The organism is Shewanella sp. MBTL60-007, assembly GCF_019654915.1.
Classification (GTDB): Bacteria; Pseudomonadota; Gammaproteobacteria; order Enterobacterales; family Shewanellaceae; genus Shewanella.
This window is the reverse complement of the sequence record NZ_BPET01000080.1, coordinates 1-16,349: the sequence shown is the minus strand read 5'-3', so window position 1 is coordinate 16,349 and position 16,349 is coordinate 1. Positions and strand designations below refer to the sequence as shown.

Sequence of the window (16,349 nt, the reverse complement as noted above, 5' to 3'; positions counted from 1 at the left end):
ACATCTTTTGATTTAGCAGCAGGGATTGCAGGAAATATCTATGATGGTATTTCAATATCTGAAGCCAAAGAGCTAGTTAAAGTCCATAATTTGAAATCGCCAACAGAATGGCGAGCCGCAGTTATTAAAGGCTTGTTCGATGCTCCATTGCATCCGTCAAAGATCCCTGGCTTTTCAAATAACAAAAACTTTTTTGGATTGAAAAAAACTAATGACTTTTGCACAGACCTAATTGAAGCAGCAAAAATTGCACGAGGAATTGGTGGACTTTTTACCTCAAGAGATTGGGTAACACTTTGCAGCAGGGGGAAAAGACCGAAATCTCTTCCCTCAAACCCTAGCGTTTATTACAGAAAACAATGGTCTGAAATAAAGAAAGTATACAACTTGCCAGCTACATATAGCTTTTGGCAATTCTTCTTTTTAGATGATGATACTAAGATTTCGGAGACCTCAAAAGATCTACAATTCTCAGCGAGTGATTCGTTGAGGGCACCACTTCGTTAAATATCATCTTAGTTTCTATAGCGCTGAAGATAATGCAAGTTACTGCAGCGCTACTAGCTCTATCACCACTGAACTTCACTTTTATTAAACTTTCACCAGAACCGTTACGGTGAAGTACTTTAGCTTTCATAACTACAGATTGAATTTTGCCAAATTCTTTGCTGCCCATAAACTCTTGAAAAACCCTTGGAGTAATACAAACTAATCTATTAGCACAGTCAATATGAAACACTGCACCGGGCCGGTTAAATTCAAACTTCTTATCCTTAAAACCAGCTATTAACCATTTTTGGAAATCCTCATAAGATGGTTCAACTTTGTTCGCTTCTTCTGATGTGGTCTGGTTAGTATGGTGGTCATCATTATTACGGTTAATGTCATCATTTTTTTGATTTACATTAATTGCTTGTTCTGGTCGTTCAATTGTTTTTATCTGATCTACAACTTCACCTGTATCTGCTACAACTAATGAACCGGCAAACACCTCAAGCTTTCTAGTAGGGTCAACAACACTTCGATCAAAGACCAACATGGTCAATTTTTGCGTCCAAGTATTGCCACCAGCTTCGTCAGTAACAACAATGTTGTGAATAGCTTTATCTTCATTCGGAATAATATGGTTTTCAGCAAGTAACATCGAGTACATTTGCGGTAGTTGAGTAGGGAGTTTTATGCCATCAAATTTTAAATGCTCTCTAACGGTACTGACTACAGGACCAGAAACAGCATAAATTCGCGAGTCTGAAACCCAAACATTCGCACCAGGGCAATTTATTTTAAAAGTTTCCTTATCCATAAGAGTTCGAAATTTTGAGATAAAACTTTGGCATTTAGTTGGCTTGTTACTTTTAGAACTAACTGCGGAATTTGAAGCTTGGTTAGTTTCAACATTTGAAGCGACACTAAATCTATCTGCAGCCATAAGAACCTGACCAACTTCACCAGCCTGCTCAAAACGACCGGATAACGCTTGGAATAAATTATCTTTGATTACTCGGTAATTGTTCAGCCATCTAACACCGGTTATAGGTACAACTTTTGTAAAAAAGGCCACATTATATGAAACGTGGACATTGTGACGACGATGGAGGGCGTATCTAAAAGCGTATTCATTACCAACAGTTAATGTTGAACTTAGTAAAGGCTCAAAGCTAGTCACCTTACCAGCGCGATCCCGCTCAACAATTTCTATATCACATGCAAGCTTGCCTAGATCGTGCAATAAAGCCGACATAGAAACGGCATAGGTAAAAATCTCTATTACTTCTTGGGATCTTTCTTCACCATACGCTAAGCAAGTGACACCTTCTCTTAATTTCATAGATTTTTCTACAGCATCAAGTGAATGTTTAAATAAGCCACCATCTTCTGAGTGATGATGATTTTCACTAGCGGGAAATGCCTGACAAAGACTTGCAACTATTTCAATTGGTTTAATGTACAAGGTTTCAAACCTATTTCTATCCAAAGAGCATAAATGGTAAAGACGCTCTATTTGACTTCGATAAGGCGCTAATAGGAACTCAGTGCTTTGGACAGGAAGAAATACAGTTGCGTTAGAGTTAACGTGAGACATAAGAAAGTGACCTCAACCAGATTTCAATAAATTTGCTTGAAGCCTCATTATCTTCAAAAGCTAAAATTGTGCGTCCATTAGCCAGAACTATAAAATCTTCAAAACTCTGCTCCGCTGGTTGCCAACGAACATTACCAAACCCAAATGTTAAGCTATGAATCTCAAGTTTTTTAAAACAGTCGGCAATACAACAGAGTGGATTGGCGCCTGATGCAATCGAGAACAAATATATTCTGAATAATTGATTGCATGGCAAGTATTCAGTAGCAACTAATCCATGCTCATCAATTCCTCGGTATGTTTGCTCAAGATCTTTTATTTGTTTTTGGTATTTACCGAGCTCTAATTGCTCAATATTCATATCTAAGTCAGCACTGTCGAAGTTCATGGACTACTCCTCTAATTATTCGATAGCTAAACATTATCAGTAGAATAAATTCAGAGTGAGAGTAATAGGTAAATGACGATGCCTATTTTTTAAGGAGAAAATTGATCGCCATGTTTAACTGAAGGAGATGAAGCAATGCAAAATGCATAGGAGCAAAAATGGCAAACCATAAAGTTACAAACCCAACATCAAGTATAGGTACTAACATTCCACTCAACCTGAAATCATCTTTAATTTACCACTACCTTACAGGTAGCAACGATGGGATTTTTAGTGCTCTTGGCCGTATATCTTTACTACAAAACTTACTCGTAACAGATGAAATTTATGATGATATTGCATTATGGTTTAACGGTGTTATCGAGGACGCAAACCACAAATTGCAAAAAATCAGTAAGCAAATTGAATACGTAATTGAAAATACAGATATTGCAGATAGTGTTATTCCACCAAAACAGGTTTACAACTTTTTCTACACAGAAAAGACTGTTAAACCTCTCGCGCAATTGATCATCAATATCGATGAAGTGCTGTTCAAAGTTGAGGGCGCATATCTACTAGAAAGCATTGAACGTGATGTATATGTAGAGATAGTAAAAAACTTAAAAAGCATTTTGGCGCAGGTTCGTGTTGCAATGTTTACTTTCACAGCTTCAGGCAAGCCAATACCTAAAGGCCCATTCTCCGCAAAGCACTTTATTGAACTGTATAGAAAGGCCAAAGGTAAAGTTGAAGAGACAGATATTGAAACCGATACCTTTGATGAAACACACACAACTCAAGACGAAACAAAATCAACTTCTGCCGCTTAGTCACTAGCGTTATTTCAACATGCAATACCTATTAACTACGGCCATAAACTTAAACTAAAGTTTATGGCCATGTTGCGTTAGGCCTACCAAACAGTTGCAAATTTGCACAATCTTGATGTATATTCGTTTCAAGTTATTTTGTTATCACTGACGTTATTTTTACGCAGTTTCAACAGGCGAGTAGCAATGAAAAAGAATCATTTTGTTAGAGTGGCAGAAGTAGACGCTGTTATAGGCGAGTACGGTGAGCAGATCACCAATACAGAAATTGCTCGGATAATACAGTCACAAACACAGATTAGCTACGCACGCAGTTCTATCCACTTATATCGCTCCCTTATTCCATTTTTGCAGCTTGCAGAGCAACACTCACATGTAAAAGGCCTATCACGTGCTGACCTGAGAATACTGGTTCGTGAAGCAAAAGAATTTGGCCATAACAGTACATTGCGTCGCATTGAAACAAACATTGCTCAAAGCAAACCAATCCTATGTTTTACAACATTTGTAGCTTCCTTTAATAAATCAATTCAAGCGTTAGCTAAAGAGTTGGACATAGTAATTGCTCCTCACAGTGAAACTGAATTAGCTCTACCAATACCGCCTCATAACAATACCCAAACATCAATGACTCTCTTTTGCGCGGTTCTCCAATTAGCGCTCCCGTATGAATTAACGAGAGCTGAACTAGATACAATTTGCCATTTCTACAGCATCGATTTCGTTTGTAATGACTCTGATTTTAGTTGCAATATTTTTACTGCTTTTATTGACCAAAGGGTCAATCCATTACACCAAAATCAATGCAGAGCATCTTTGTTAACGCTGTTAGCAGATCCCCGGATACCGCAAAAAATCTATGAAAATATTTCAAACATCGTTAAGCAAAAACGACAAGCTGAAATGCTAAGAAAGGAGAGATTCTAATGTTGGAAAAAGGAGTATCTAGCCAAATCCAAGCACCAAAAATTTTCAACGAAGCTGGCTTTGAAATTTGTTTGGCGGTTGATGTCTTTTGGGAGCTAGCTGAAAACAACAGTGAGATGATGCGCAGTGTTAATGCAATCGATATGCAATCAATGAAAGCAGTTCATCAACTAGCTATTCGTAATCTTCAATTGTTTGAATATAACGATGACGTATGCGAGTTATTTTTCGAATATTTTGAACTAATGGGCGAGTCCAGACGAGCACCTGAAATATCGGATCCTGACGCTATTCGACAGGCAATAGTATTACAGCGGCTAGCTAAGTTCAGTCCGTGTATAACACGTATGAGTGACAAGCTACAGAAGTTTATTCTTCAAAACGAATACCTACAAATTGCAGCGGCTTTGGCGTTCATAAACTCAGATACAAATAGAATGCTGGTAGATATAAATCAACAAACGATGGATGCTGTTTTGGCCAAGATTAAGTATCAGCAAAACGAGCGTAAAATTGAAGAAAAGTTAGTTGCATTACGAGCAGCAAAAGTAACTCTTCAAACTTTAATGAAGCGCCCATATTCAAAAGCCGAGTTTAAGATGTTGCATAACAACACTGAGAATAGAAGAGGGCGGCCAAACGTAAACTATACAGAGGAAGAGGCTGAGCTAATTCTGCTTTCGATAGAGAAAATTGCGGAAAATTTTTGCACTGTAGATGTAAGAGAAAAGATTGTATACGTGTGCAAAAAAGCGAGTGTGACTGTAGAAACATTAAAGCAATTTGTTGCTAAAAACTTAAACTGCCAGCTCCCTTCTTCAAGTGAACATGAGATTATACTGGAAATGTATAAAGCTCTGGACATACAAATTTAAGGGCTAGATATGAACAACCAACTTAACTTAGAACAGCCTCAAAAGATTAACTACAACGACCTTAGCGACAATGCTACTGAAGACAAAGTAGGCAAATTAGAAACGACTTCGCATTGCACACTTCACACTTACCATGCTTTAAAATTGTGGCGTGGTAAGCGTCCAAACAAGGCTACAAATACAAGAGGTTTTTACGGCCTACCATACAGTTCAACCAAACTATCCAACTTAGAAAACTTAATAAGAATGGATAACCCTTATGCCGATGAATTGTTCAAGTTAATTGAAAAACACTCTCAAGAATATGCACTAAAAATTCAGAACCAAGCAGATAAGATGAAATCTCATATCGATGGAAAACTCCCTGACGGTTTCTCATTTGCTAAGAGTACATCAATCAAGCCTATCGAATTTAACCTAACCTTTAAGTGCCCTCTAGCATACAAGTTGGTGATGCTTATTATGGCAATAGATAGCTTTGCTAGGATTCATATTTCTGCAAAACATATTGGTGAATTGAGCTCAAAAGATTGTTCAAACCTCATTGAAAAAGCTTCGAAATCCTACCGTTCAATAGTTAATGCCATCGAACGTTTTGACTACTCAAAGTCAGTCACAAGACAAGATGTGATCAACCAAACGCAACAATTTAGAGAAGCGCAAGCTACACTTGGTTGGATTAATCTCAGTGAAGGTATTTTAAGCGGCTCAGAAAGAGCGAGCTGCGCACCAACGATTAATGATTTTAATCAACAAGAAATGCCGCGTACACATGGAGAACAAAGTGGCGACTATCTGGCGAACCAGCCCTAATTGTTCGCGGGCGAACAATCCCTTTATTTAACCTTTAAAGATAATAATGAGGCGGTTTTCTGAGGCGGTTAGGGGGTTGGTGTTTTGGTGAAGTTTGGCTTAAACATTTAGTTGGACATTGACGGGTGAATTATCCTATTCTGTTATTGCCGTAAGGCATCAATAAACTGTTCGATTACCCAGTAATGATAATCGGTTTTTGTTCGCGCTAGCGAGCCATTAGGCACTTAAGGGTATTTAAAGGTGCAGACTTACCCAACTCTATACGCTATTCAATTTGATTTAAAAAAGGCTTACTTCGGTAAGCCTTTTTTATTGGTTTTGCCTACGCCCTAATAAACCCTCTCCTTAAAAGTCGCTATGGAATAATTGGCCTAAATATTCATAGGGGCTAATGCGATGAAAATTACCAGAAAACAAATTCCGATTGCGCTTACTGCTTTGCTGTGTTCATCGACAGTCTGCGCACAAGACGTATCAGTGGAACCGCGAGAGATAAAAAAGTTATCGCGTTACACAAACACCTACGTTGATAAAAATGTTGAGCAAGCGAATCCTCTAAAGACCGTTATATCAATCAAGTACCCTGCACAGATTATTCGCATAAGCCAGGCCTTGAACTACGCACTGAACGAATCTGGTTACACACTGCTTAGTCCTACCAAAACAAGTTCAATTACTCGAATTATGTACGACCTTGAGTTACCAAAAACTCATAGAGAGTTTAATCAGCAAACATTGGAAAGTGTTCTGCAAATTTTAGCCGGAAGTGCATTTTTGATGTTAGTGGATCCAATTAAACGCGAAGTTTCATTTATTCCATCTATCGAATATTCCACCGCAGAAACCAATGTCCAAATGGGAGTATCTAAATGAGCACAGAAAAAGAAGACCACCAGCAACAATCTTCAGACGATATATTCAATTCTGCAGCTCTGGATGCGTTAGACAAAGGAGAGGACTTTGTTACAGCTAAACCTCAGACTGATACAGAGAGGGCTTCTAAAGAAGATACAACTAAGACAAATACACCAAAGACTCGTAGGTCTTTAAACCTACCAGTGAAAAAAATATTTTTGGCCACTGCAATCACTGCTTTGATAGGTGGCAATTTGACTGGTTTAGGTTATCTCTACTTAGAACTAACATCGCTGCAAAAGAGTATAGCTAATGGTAGTAAGGAGAGATTACAAAGCAACCTAGAAATGCTGAATACTGTCAATGAAAACTCCACGTTGTCAGAAGAAAACAAGCTAGGTTTAAATGCACTAAGTAATCGACTCAACGACTTTCAAAATCAATCTAGAGTTCACAGTGCTGAGCTGGCTAAAATCAATAACAAACAAGCTGAGCTGGATTCTAAACAGATTAACTCAAGTGGCGAGTACATCAATCAATCTGCATTAGTTAATGAGCTGCAATCCGATTTCAAACAGTTTAAGTCTAGCGTCCAAAGACAACTTCGAGCAGCACGAACGACAGCTAACGAAGCACAACCACCAGCCAAGAAGCCTACCATTGAATTATCGGAAAATGTTTACTCCATTGACGGCCTAGAACTAGTGTCAATTGACCTTTATGCAAAATACAGAGTCGCTGTATTTACCGATAACAAAGGTGAGCTATTAAAAAGAATGATCGGCGAGAAAATTGGCAAGTGGCGCATAACAAATATTGAACGAAATAAGTCATTAGTAGAGTTAACTAACAAAGATAAGTTGGTCTACCTGAAATTGGTTGAGGGGTAGCAATATGCAATCACTTATTCTCCCAGCCACCTTAGCAATAACCCTTTCACTTACTGGCTGTTCGTCATTCCAATTTGAAGAAGTTGCGGCCACCAGCACTCCATATTGTTCAATAGCACAGCTACGCCAAATGGGGAGCATTCAAGCCAACCTTAGTTATGGAACTAGAGATGGCCGAGCAATAAAAATCTACACGCCAAGAGGTTCTATATGCTTATTAAAAACTCATTAGTGATGGTTACAATCTTGGTATCGTTTATGCCAACCGTTAGTCATTCAAAAACCAATCAAGCCAATGTTCAAGTTGATAGTTATGAACTTGGGCAAAACCAAGCTCAAGCAATAACTGAAACGACTATACAACTTACACAAGAAGACATCGCAATCGCCAAGAGTTACAAACTCTCAGTTAAAGAAATGAAGCGATATAAATATCTTGTCGAGTATACGCCTCGCAAGTTTTGGTCGCCTAACATCGATCCTATTACCCTACTTGGCATTGAAGCTAGAAACGTCAATGAGCAACTAAAGTACGCAACTAAGTGGATAGAACTTGAGAAAGAGCGTGAAATAAAAGAAATAGCATTTGATGATTTTAAGAATGAGTTAGTCACTAAGATGTTCCCCAACTCGTTTGCAGGGAAAAGCTATCGAGAAATCATGAACGGTGATCAAAAAGGTTTTCAGACAATGTTAGCCAGCTTCCAATCGAGTAGGACAGTTTTATTTGTTGATGCGGCTAACTGCAATGTGAGTTGCAAAACTTATGCAAAGCGCACTATCAATTCAAGCGGCAGCACCAATCAGTTAGATATTTATTTTCTTAATGCTGAGAGTGATTCAGTTATTCAACAATTGGCTAATGACCTAAGCATTCCTGAGGGGCGAGTAATATCAGGAACAATAACTATCCAACACGATATGGGTAACTACAACCAGCTAAGAGTACCAAATAAGCAATTACCTATTGGGATCATACAGACACGCTCAGGACAGGAGGGATTGAGCTATGAATAAAGTCACTTTGATTACTATTTTGTTTGCGTCCACCAGCTTTTTTGCAAACGCTAACCTATCAAAAATTCCAAGTGGTTTCGTAAGCATTGCTAATGATGTTGGTGTGCCATCTGATGTGTTTTATTCGATAGCAATTAGAGAGTCACGTGTAGCTACTAACAAAAATAGAGCTATTCCTTGGCCTTGGGCTGTCAATCATCGAGGTACAGCTTTGTACTTCAAAGATAGAGACTCGATGTACAACTATTTAAAAGAGTTAGTCAAAGATGGTGATCGTAATTTTGATATGGGGTTGGTTCAAACGAACTGGCGTTGGCATAACCATCGTTATACCTCCCTTTGGGAAGCAACTAATCCAGTTACCAGTGCAACAGCTGGTGCAACATACCTAAGAGAGTTAATTGATAAAAACGAGGGTGATGTTTGGAAAGCTGTAGGTAAATATCATTCCCCAAGCAATAAAACTCGCGCATCGAATTACCGCCAAGCAGTGAAGCAAATTTGTTGCTCGGAGGTGAACCCATTATGTTGCGACTACTAATAATCCCCTTAGTCTTAATGGCCACTAGCGCAAATGCCGAGCTGGTGGTCATTTACGATACTGGTAGAACCGTTCCTTTAAAGCATCATGCAGATCTTTCTTCAATTAGGCGTTCAATCAACAGTAGTGAAATAGATCCAATTAAAACGGAAGAATTAACGCAGAGCATAATCAACGTCGATAAGACTATGGCCAAGCAAATGCTCAAAGGTCAATTCCCTATCACTCCAAGACACCTTTCGGCTCAGAGATGGAGCAAGTCACACATCAAGCACGATAGACCAGAAGTTAGCCCTTTGTTCGTGTTTGGTGATGACAAGTACAGCTTGCAATGGCTAAACCTGAACAAAGACTTTTTTAAGAAAATGGGAGCTGTTGGACTGATCACCAAAGTGGATAGCTTAGAGAGATACATAGCTATCCGAAAGCAGTATCCCGATCTAACCATTTACCCAACAAATGCCGACTTCATAACTACTGAGTTTTCGATAAATGTTTATCCGGTATTAATTACGCCCAAAGGTATTATTCAATAAAAGGAGTTTAAGTTTATGTCACAAGGACCAAATGAGGCTCTTCTTAGACCTCCAGTAGAATTAACCACAACGGCAGCTTGTGTTGGCGCCGCCATTATCATGTTCAACTACCCGCTGTTACCTCAGTCAGTTTCGTTACCCTTTGCTGGTGCCTTTTGTTTAGGTGGGATATATCGCGCTATCCAAGCAAAGAAGTTACTCGATTACCATAAGCACTTGAACCATGCACCGGTTTATCAAATGGCTAGTAAGGACGTTCCATGTAGCCCTAAAAGACGCCTATTAGGTAGAGGCTTTGACTGGACACCTAAGCATACTCAACGAATTGCGGATTTAATGACGGTCGAGGGTAGAAAATACATCACACCCAATAAGTTTAAAAAATGGGTTAGACGCTTTGAAGAAAAGTATGAGACTACTAGCTGGGCTCAACAGATTATCGCTTTGACTCGCATTGATTCGAGTCTCAATCCGGTTAGACCGCCATCAGCTTTAATGGGACAACCTCATATTCATGGTGTCGAAATGGACGAGTGCGATATTTCAATGAGTCTTGATGAAACCAATGGACATACACTAGTGCCAGGAACTACGCGAGTAGGTAAAACCGTATTTGCACGCTATTTAATATCGCAAGATATAGCGCGTGGCGATGGGCCTGTAATTGTATGGGATCCAAAAGGCGATGCGGAGCTTATGCTGAGAACGGCTACTGAGGCAAAACGTCATGGAAGAACATTCTATATGTTGCACCTTGGCTATCCCGACTTATCAGTACGCTATAACAGCCTTGGCAGTTTCCAGCGTGTATCTGAGATTGCGACTCGCGTAGCATCGGGAACACCGGGCGAGGGCAACTCTGCAGCGTTTAAAGAATTTACTTGGCGATTTGTAAACATTGCATCTCAAGCAATGGTCAATTTAGGCGAAAGGCCAAATTACGAAAAAATCTGTGAGGCAATCAGTAACCTTGATCCACTTTTCAATCGATACTGTGAATACTACTTAAGCTCAAAAGCTGAGTACATTGGCTGGCAAGAAGAAGTGTATCGAATCGAGACTAACACCAAGAACATTGAAAGAAAATTAGAGGGTCGTTCTAAGCATACTGCAGCGTTATACCTCTATATCGAGAAGAACCAAATATTCGACCAAACGCTTGATGGTTTAGTCTCAGCCATACGATATAGCCGTAGTCACTACGACAAGCTAACAGCCAGTGCTCTGCCATTGTTAGAGAAACTAACCTCAGGTCGCCTACAAGAGATTTTATCTCCTGACTATACAGACACTGAAGACAACAGACCGATCCTCAGTTGGGAAAAGGTATTTAGAAAAAATGCCGTTGTGTATGTAGGGCTTGATGCGCTATCCAACAATGAAGTAGCTAAAGTCTTTGGTAACTCAAGCTTTAGTGATTTTGTCTCTGCTGCTGGTTATGTTTACAAACATGGCATCGAGGCTGGTTTGTCTGACTCAACCCATTTAAAAATGCCTACTATTTACGGTCATGCTGACGAGTTCTCAGATTTAGTTGGAGATGAATTTCAGCCGCTATTAAACAAAGCTGGTGGCGCTGGTGTAAGAATGACTTGTTACACGCAGACAGAGGCCGACATTGAATCTGGTATCGGTAGTGCCGCTAAAGCCCAAGTCTTAATTGGCAACTTCAACAACATCATTATGTTTAGGGTTAAAAGCGTTCAAACTGCTGAACTACTAACGAGCCAGTTACCCGAGACTACCGTATACAGGACAACACCATCTGGTAATTCATCCGATATGCCGACTTCAGACAGTATTGATGAATTTAGAGCGATGGCTTCTGACCAAGTGGAGAGTATCACTACACCGATGATTACTCCTGATATGGTCATTAACCTGCCAAAAGGTCACGCATTTGCGTTAGTGGATGGAGGCAAGCTTAAGAAAATCCGTATCCCATACATTCACGATCCAGAAGAGGTATCACTTTCAAGTAGTTTACTTAGCATGGCTGAGGATATGCGAAAGAAATACAAAACCAGTGAAAGCTGGTGGGAAAAGGAGGCTGCATAGTGATAGATGATGACGACGAACGCGTAAAGAACAAAGACAAACCTAGACGATCACAGTCACTCCTAAACCCTTTTGTCTTTATTACTCAAGTAATCATGGTGACAATCTTTGGCATAATCATCGCGGTCATTATTGAGTGGGCGGGAATCACTCTGTTTTGGCGAGATGAAGCAGAAACTCACGCGCTTAATGGCTTCATCTACAGTGTGTCTTGGTTTAGCACAAACGTAGATAACCAATATGGGTACATGGTACTTGAATGGTTTAACAAGCACATTAACCTGCAGAGTCTCGCTTTAGCGCTGCAAGAGAACGATGTAAGCAATGGTGTTGTATCTGTCATTAATAGCTTTGGCGACTTTATAAGGGTTTATCTAGCGGCAGCGATATTCATCATTCTGACTTATATCGTTAAGCTCTCAGTGGTGATCCTATTTATGCCTATTGTGGTGCTCACGACCTTACTTGTGATAGTAGATGGACTTGTGTTGCGAGACTTAAGGAAATTCAAAGCGGGGACTGACTCAGGCCGTAAATACCGCTTAGCGAAATCGTTAGTGTGGCCTACCTTTGTTGGCACATGGTTTATCTTCCTAATTCTGCCAATATCATTGCATCCAGCGATAATCCTTATCCCACTAACCTTGCTCTATGGTTATATGGTAAGAACTCAGATATTTAGGATCACAAAGTACTGGTAAGAGAATCACTTTAGTAGAAACCGAAAAAGCGGCAATTAATTTGCCGCTTTTTTAGTAATTTGGCTTACTGTATTACCTATTGCGATTTGGGTCATAAATAAGGGCAAGATCCGAAAGCCCCGGAATAGATTTTAAGAAATTCACGCTGTTGTTTACTTGCCATGATACTTTCTTGCCTGTAATCGAAAACATCACAAAATGCTCGCAATTATTACTCCTAAGACAGTAGCCATTATAACCTAGGCGAGTTCGGGCAAAATCAACAATTTCTTGACCAGACCTTATTGGGAAATTCTTGGGTTTGAATAAAGTGGGTTTATATTTTCGAATTTCATAGCCATCACAAAAATCTTCTAAGTTTGTCTCCACTATGTATCCCGTTCTTTTCAAGTGAATAGCCATGCCATCACCAGCATAGATGCCATGATGTTCATAAAGACCTCTAACGTAGGGAAGATTGCAAACGATGTGATCACCTGGTTCAAAAGTAATTTGAAACGGAGGGTAGGAATGTTTTTTCGCTGCAACCAAGTGATCTAGATGGTCGGTAGCTCTGTCGTAACGACTCATTGGTATAGTGTCTTTAAAAACAGAGTAGTCATCTAGAGGTTCAGGTACTTTAGGGGAACAATCTTCACCGATTGCATTCAGTCGAACTTGACGTTTTTTAGTTTTGTTTGAAGTCATTCTAAATCCATTTAAAAATTTTTCTAGATTATCTATTTACCTCAATACGCTGTCTAGCTGTATCGGTCACAATTATGGTGGAGTTACGGGCAATAAAAAAGGGTCTCAGCGATGGCTGAAACCCTAATGATTTCTAATCTGAGCTATTCATCTTTTTGAGAGTATTGATATATTGCACCTAGATATATTGCAGCTATTAAAATAAATGGAGCAAGCACTGACGAAACCGCTGCAACAAACATATCGTTAATGAGAAAATACCCACTAAATGCAGATGCAATCAAAAACACAAGGCCGAACAAGTACTGTCTTCTTCTGGCCTTAATTTCGTTCACAGACTTTTGCATCATGCCTCCGTATCAAAGTTAGGTTGGGGATTATGACAAGCTATTACGAGTTGATTATTGATTGTGATCGCTTTTGGCTTAAAGCCGTCCTCAACAAGTCGTTTCCAAATTTTTGAGCGGTACACCATTTTGGTATTAGCAAAGCCTTTACCGTTGTAGGCCGTGACAATTTTTATCACACCGGAGTTTGGCGTTTGTGCTTGATGAATTTGAAGCAGTATCCATCCACCAGCAATAGCTTTTGGATTTTTGACCCCTTTACCTATAACAGAGCTTGGCTTAATCAGCCCTGTATGAAGCTTGGTAAAGAGAGCGGGGTATGGGTTAGTCTCACATGTTAGCGTCATAGTTTTAGTCCTTAGAACCACTCAGGGTGATTTTGCATATCAATCCCACGAACTTCGTCAGAAATTTCTTTAATGTGATCGACTGTCATAATTAACTCGTCTGAGCTAGTCATAACAGGCCTAAGCAATGGGCTTTGACCATTCGTACTTGGATAGATATTCAGAATTGCGTGTAACGTGTCATTCTCTTGGGCTGATTGACGCCAAACTGAATAAGTCTGAGTAAGCTTGATATAACCTACCAACGCACTGTGGAAAACCATTTGCTCATGTGGGGTCAACATACTCTGAATAGAACGAGGGGTTAATTCACAAACAGAGCTGCAAAATGATTCAATTGGGTAACTCAAGTTGTAGGTATCAAAGTCAGCTTTACGGATGCCAATTAATTGATGATCATTGGTGCGGAAATCACAAACATAAATTAAATGGCAGTTCTCGATTCCATCAGTTAAATCATCAGAAATAACCCAGCCAGCAAAATTTTTATCAATAAAGGTAATATCAAAATCAGACATAGTGTTGCTCCATTGCAGTAAAGTTGATGGCACTTTACTCAAAGTTGCGATTTACGCTTGGAGCGATACTGGGGATATAAACTGGGTTTTTAACATCACCGGCTTTAACTTGAATAACGTCCCAACATGCGTCTACGTCATCAAGCATTGATTTAGCTAACAGTAAATTCATTTCTTCACATTGAGTTATTACCACTTTGCTATCGTGAGCCATTTGATTCGAAAAACGGTCAACAATCTGAAAGCCGATAGTGTCTTTATTGATTATGTTGTTGCGATGGATAGTACCGAACTGCTTGGTATCTCTTTGCTGCGTTCTAATGCTATCGCGATTGCAGTTGAGCAAATCCATTTTCAGCGCTAAATGCTGAGTACCAAATAAGTCTGTAACTAATACGGTATTTAGAGAATCAATATCCATGGGGTATTACTCCTGTGAAGTGCGAGTTACGGGTGGTAATTCAGAACCACTAAAGACGTGGGGTAACATGAGGTTGTTGTTTTTCATTAAATCTTGGGCTGCTTCAGTAACAGACTGAGACTTGTTCACACAGGACAAAACCGTGTCGTTACATATCTCAATCGAGCTACCGAATTTAGAAATTTGTGCACGTAGTTGAGAGGAGTATTCCAATAGGCCCTGTTTGAGTTGAACCTTAATTTTGGCGTACTCAGAATGTTTGCTGGTGAGGCGACATAGCCTAGATTTGGCAGACGGATTAGATTGAGCATTAAACTGGTACAGCTTATTTATTTGCTGTATCTCAGCCTCAATTGGCTGCATCAACTCAGTAATACCATCGAGAGTCCATCCCAATGCTGTAAGCTCATTGAGGACTAATATTTTGTCTTCAACGCCACCTGTCTCCGGTTCATTTGCAGCAACTTGCATTTCGCTGCATAACCTTGCTTCATACAGTGTCTCGATTGACTTGGAGTATGTAGCTTTGAGCAATGCAATGGCTTGGGGAGTATCAACCGAGTCAAGATGATGGCTAAGTTGTAGGCATGAGCCTTGATAGCAGAGCTGTGACGTTTCAATCACCGTGTCATAGATTGAAACCTTATCGAGCAAATGTAGATCTTCAGTTTCAAAAAGAAGCTCTATTGCACTCTTTTTGGCAAGACTTTCAATACGCATGGCAATTCCTAATTAGAGTTAGATGCCATTTACGATACTAAAAGTCGAAATTCACGCTTGGTTAAAGCGCTAGCCTGGTTAACCTATTAATCAACTGTTAATTCTGGTTGATTGATAAGTTATGTGCTCACTAAGCAAAGCGAGACACACATGATTAAACCATTGAGTTTTTTTGTTGGAATTGTATTAATTGTAGTGGTTTCTGTTGCTTTCCAGAAAGAGCGTAGCTTAACGCTAGTAGGAATATGGAGTTACGATGACTCAAGCCAACGAAATGTCCTCATACGGCTGTTTAGGGGAACACAAGGGGCTATATTGTCTGAAGAACACCATATTCATTCTGATAAAGTTGTTCATGGTAGCTATAAGCAAGTCAAATTGGCTGGTAGTGATTATTTAATCAATACATCATCTGAGGGCTATCCATATTTCAAATTACTTGAACATGAACTGCTCGTTTGGGAATATGGCGAAATGGGTCAAAGTTCTATCAGCTTTGCCAAGAGTGCCATTGCGATGTCGAGTATTACTGAAAGCAATTGAGTAAGGTGAGTCTTGATCTGATGCAGCACCTATTTTTTCTTTTCTAAGCTATCTAAAAAGATTTTTTATAATTTATCTATTACTTAGATCTTTAATAAAGGCTACGTTAGATCGGGCTAAAGAATGGTTAAATATAAGGTAAAACGGTTAGGGACTGAAAAGTGGCACTTAACTGTCTGAAAGTAATGGATATTGGTTAAAAAAGCAGATCGCTATTTCTATTATAGAAGATCTGATCTTCTATAGAAGTTGGATCGACATTTCTAT

General features: G+C 39.5%; 20 protein-coding genes. 13 read left to right on the top strand and 7 right to left on the bottom strand.

What is annotated here, in order from left to right; translation table 11 throughout:
* The coding region (locus K5Q92_RS21985; RefSeq protein WP_220770990.1) for a hypothetical protein at positions 1-507 on the top strand (507 nt) is incomplete at its 5' end.
* Here K5Q92_RS21985 and mobH read toward each other — a convergent pair.
* Together mobH and K5Q92_RS21975 are read right to left on the bottom strand one after the other, a co-directional pair.
* Complete coding sequence (gene mobH, locus K5Q92_RS21980; RefSeq protein WP_220770989.1) at positions 437-2,083, bottom strand: MobH family relaxase; 1,647 nt, start codon at positions 2,081-2,083, stop codon at positions 437-439. The two genes, K5Q92_RS21985 and mobH, sit on opposite strands and share 71 nt — an antisense overlap.
* Positions 2,070-2,471: a hypothetical protein gene (locus K5Q92_RS21975; protein ID WP_220770988.1), complete on the bottom strand. Its 402-nt coding sequence runs from the start codon at positions 2,469-2,471 to the stop codon at positions 2,070-2,072. Before K5Q92_RS21975 ends, mobH begins: the two co-directional genes overlap by 14 nt.
* A 158-nt stretch (positions 2,472-2,629) precedes the next feature.
* Here K5Q92_RS21975 and K5Q92_RS21970 point away from each other — a divergent pair, with 158 nt between their 5' ends.
* The 11 genes from K5Q92_RS21970 (at position 2,630) to K5Q92_RS21920 (ending at position 12,499) form a co-directional block, all read left to right on the top strand.
* Positions 2,630-3,283, top strand: a complete 654-nt coding sequence (locus K5Q92_RS21970; protein ID WP_220770987.1) for a hypothetical protein — start codon at positions 2,630-2,632, stop codon at positions 3,281-3,283.
* A gap of 186 nt (positions 3,284-3,469) precedes the next feature.
* Positions 3,470-4,210, top strand: a complete 741-nt coding sequence (locus K5Q92_RS21965) for a hypothetical protein (protein WP_220770986.1) — start codon at positions 3,470-3,472, stop codon at positions 4,208-4,210.
* Positions 4,210-5,085 carry a hypothetical protein gene (locus K5Q92_RS21960; RefSeq protein ID WP_220770985.1) on the top strand — a complete coding sequence of 292 codons (876 nt, stop codon included), beginning with the start codon at positions 4,210-4,212 and terminating at the stop codon, positions 5,083-5,085. Before K5Q92_RS21965 ends, K5Q92_RS21960 begins: the two co-directional genes overlap by 1 nt.
* Positions 5,086-5,094: 9 nt before the next feature.
* Complete coding sequence (locus K5Q92_RS21955; RefSeq protein ID WP_220770984.1) at positions 5,095-5,898, top strand: PFL_4669 family integrating conjugative element protein; 804 nt, start codon at positions 5,095-5,097, stop codon at positions 5,896-5,898.
* A gap of 399 nt (positions 5,899-6,297) precedes the next feature.
* Entirely contained in the window at positions 6,298-6,774 is a 477-nt protein-coding gene (locus K5Q92_RS21950) for a hypothetical protein (RefSeq protein WP_220770983.1), read from the top strand.
* Positions 6,771-7,646: a hypothetical protein gene (locus tag K5Q92_RS21945; protein WP_220770982.1), complete on the top strand. Its 876-nt coding sequence runs from the start codon at positions 6,771-6,773 to the stop codon at positions 7,644-7,646. Before K5Q92_RS21950 ends, K5Q92_RS21945 begins: the two co-directional genes overlap by 4 nt.
* Positions 7,647-7,856: 210 nt before the next feature.
* Positions 7,857-8,663: a hypothetical protein gene (locus K5Q92_RS21940; protein ID WP_220770981.1), complete on the top strand. Its 807-nt coding sequence runs from the start codon at positions 7,857-7,859 to the stop codon at positions 8,661-8,663.
* Positions 8,656-9,204, top strand: a complete 549-nt coding sequence (locus tag K5Q92_RS21935; RefSeq protein ID WP_220770980.1) for a transglycosylase SLT domain-containing protein — start codon at positions 8,656-8,658, stop codon at positions 9,202-9,204. The genes K5Q92_RS21940 and K5Q92_RS21935 overlap by 8 nt, the downstream gene beginning before the upstream one ends.
* Positions 9,189-9,740 (top strand): PFL_4695 family integrating conjugative element protein, encoded by a 552-nt coding sequence (locus K5Q92_RS21930; protein ID WP_220770979.1) that lies wholly within the window; start codon positions 9,189-9,191, stop codon positions 9,738-9,740. Before K5Q92_RS21935 ends, K5Q92_RS21930 begins: the two co-directional genes overlap by 16 nt.
* Before the next feature lie 15 nt (positions 9,741-9,755).
* The gene (traD, locus tag K5Q92_RS21925; RefSeq protein WP_220770978.1) at positions 9,756-11,798 is read left to right on the top strand and encodes a type IV conjugative transfer system coupling protein TraD; all 2,043 of its coding nucleotides are present in this window, start codon (positions 9,756-9,758) and stop codon (positions 11,796-11,798) included.
* Entirely contained in the window at positions 11,798-12,499 is a 702-nt protein-coding gene (locus K5Q92_RS21920; RefSeq protein ID WP_220770977.1) for a DUF4400 domain-containing protein, read from the top strand. Before traD ends, K5Q92_RS21920 begins: the two co-directional genes overlap by 1 nt.
* Before the next feature lie 72 nt (positions 12,500-12,571).
* Here the strand turns inward: K5Q92_RS21920 and K5Q92_RS21915 are convergent, their stop codons facing one another.
* The 5 genes from K5Q92_RS21915 to K5Q92_RS21895 form a co-directional block, all read right to left on the bottom strand.
* Entirely contained in the window at positions 12,572-13,186 is a 615-nt protein-coding gene (locus K5Q92_RS21915) for a lecithin retinol acyltransferase family protein (protein WP_220770976.1), read from the bottom strand.
* A 346-nt stretch (positions 13,187-13,532) separates the two neighbouring features.
* Complete coding sequence (locus tag K5Q92_RS21910) at positions 13,533-13,880, bottom strand: hypothetical protein (protein ID WP_220770975.1); 348 nt, start codon at positions 13,878-13,880, stop codon at positions 13,533-13,535.
* Between the two features lie 11 nt (positions 13,881-13,891).
* Positions 13,892-14,398 carry a hypothetical protein gene (locus K5Q92_RS21905; RefSeq protein ID WP_220770974.1) on the bottom strand — a complete coding sequence of 169 codons (507 nt, stop codon included), beginning with the start codon at positions 14,396-14,398 and terminating at the stop codon, positions 13,892-13,894.
* 34 nt (positions 14,399-14,432) lie between these two features.
* A complete protein-coding gene (locus K5Q92_RS21900; protein ID WP_220770973.1) occupies positions 14,433-14,819 on the bottom strand; it encodes a hypothetical protein in 387 nt (128 codons plus the stop codon).
* Positions 14,820-14,825: 6 nt separating this feature from the next.
* A complete protein-coding gene (locus K5Q92_RS21895) occupies positions 14,826-15,539 on the bottom strand; it encodes a hypothetical protein (protein WP_220770972.1) in 714 nt (237 codons plus the stop codon).
* Positions 15,540-15,854: 315 nt separating this feature from the next.
* Here K5Q92_RS21895 and K5Q92_RS21890 point away from each other — a divergent pair, with 315 nt between their 5' ends.
* A complete protein-coding gene (locus K5Q92_RS21890) occupies positions 15,855-16,082 on the top strand; it encodes a hypothetical protein (RefSeq protein ID WP_220770971.1) in 228 nt (75 codons plus the stop codon).
* Positions 16,083-16,349: the final 267 nt, after the last annotated feature.

Coding starts and splice junctions, on each gene's coding strand:
- K5Q92_RS21930 (WP_220770979.1), top strand. CDS start 9,189: ATGTTGCGACTACTAATAATCCCCTTAGTCTTAATGGCCACTAGCGCA.
- K5Q92_RS21895 (WP_220770972.1), bottom strand. CDS start 15,539: ATGCGTATTGAAAGTCTTGCCAAAAAGAGTGCAATAGAGCTTCTTTTT.
- traD (WP_220770978.1), top strand. CDS start 9,756: ATGTCACAAGGACCAAATGAGGCTCTTCTTAGACCTCCAGTAGAATTA.
- K5Q92_RS21955 (WP_220770984.1), top strand. CDS start 5,095: ATGAACAACCAACTTAACTTAGAACAGCCTCAAAAGATTAACTACAAC.
- K5Q92_RS21945 (WP_220770982.1), top strand. CDS start 6,771: ATGAGCACAGAAAAAGAAGACCACCAGCAACAATCTTCAGACGATATA.
- K5Q92_RS21905 (WP_220770974.1), bottom strand. CDS start 14,398: ATGTCTGATTTTGATATTACCTTTATTGATAAAAATTTTGCTGGCTGG.
- K5Q92_RS21900 (WP_220770973.1), bottom strand. CDS start 14,819: ATGGATATTGATTCTCTAAATACCGTATTAGTTACAGACTTATTTGGT.
- mobH (WP_220770989.1), bottom strand. CDS start 2,083: ATGTCTCACGTTAACTCTAACGCAACTGTATTTCTTCCTGTCCAAAGC.
- K5Q92_RS21950 (WP_220770983.1), top strand. CDS start 6,298: ATGAAAATTACCAGAAAACAAATTCCGATTGCGCTTACTGCTTTGCTG.
- K5Q92_RS21935 (WP_220770980.1), top strand. CDS start 8,656: ATGAATAAAGTCACTTTGATTACTATTTTGTTTGCGTCCACCAGCTTT.
- K5Q92_RS21940 (WP_220770981.1), top strand. CDS start 7,857: ATGCTTATTAAAAACTCATTAGTGATGGTTACAATCTTGGTATCGTTT.
- K5Q92_RS21975 (WP_220770988.1), bottom strand. CDS start 2,471: ATGAACTTCGACAGTGCTGACTTAGATATGAATATTGAGCAATTAGAG.
- K5Q92_RS21960 (WP_220770985.1), top strand. CDS start 4,210: ATGTTGGAAAAAGGAGTATCTAGCCAAATCCAAGCACCAAAAATTTTC.
- K5Q92_RS21965 (WP_220770986.1), top strand. CDS start 3,470: ATGAAAAAGAATCATTTTGTTAGAGTGGCAGAAGTAGACGCTGTTATA.
- K5Q92_RS21970 (WP_220770987.1), top strand. CDS start 2,630: ATGGCAAACCATAAAGTTACAAACCCAACATCAAGTATAGGTACTAAC.
- K5Q92_RS21910 (WP_220770975.1), bottom strand. CDS start 13,880: ATGACGCTAACATGTGAGACTAACCCATACCCCGCTCTCTTTACCAAG.
- K5Q92_RS21915 (WP_220770976.1), bottom strand. CDS start 13,186: ATGACTTCAAACAAAACTAAAAAACGTCAAGTTCGACTGAATGCAATC.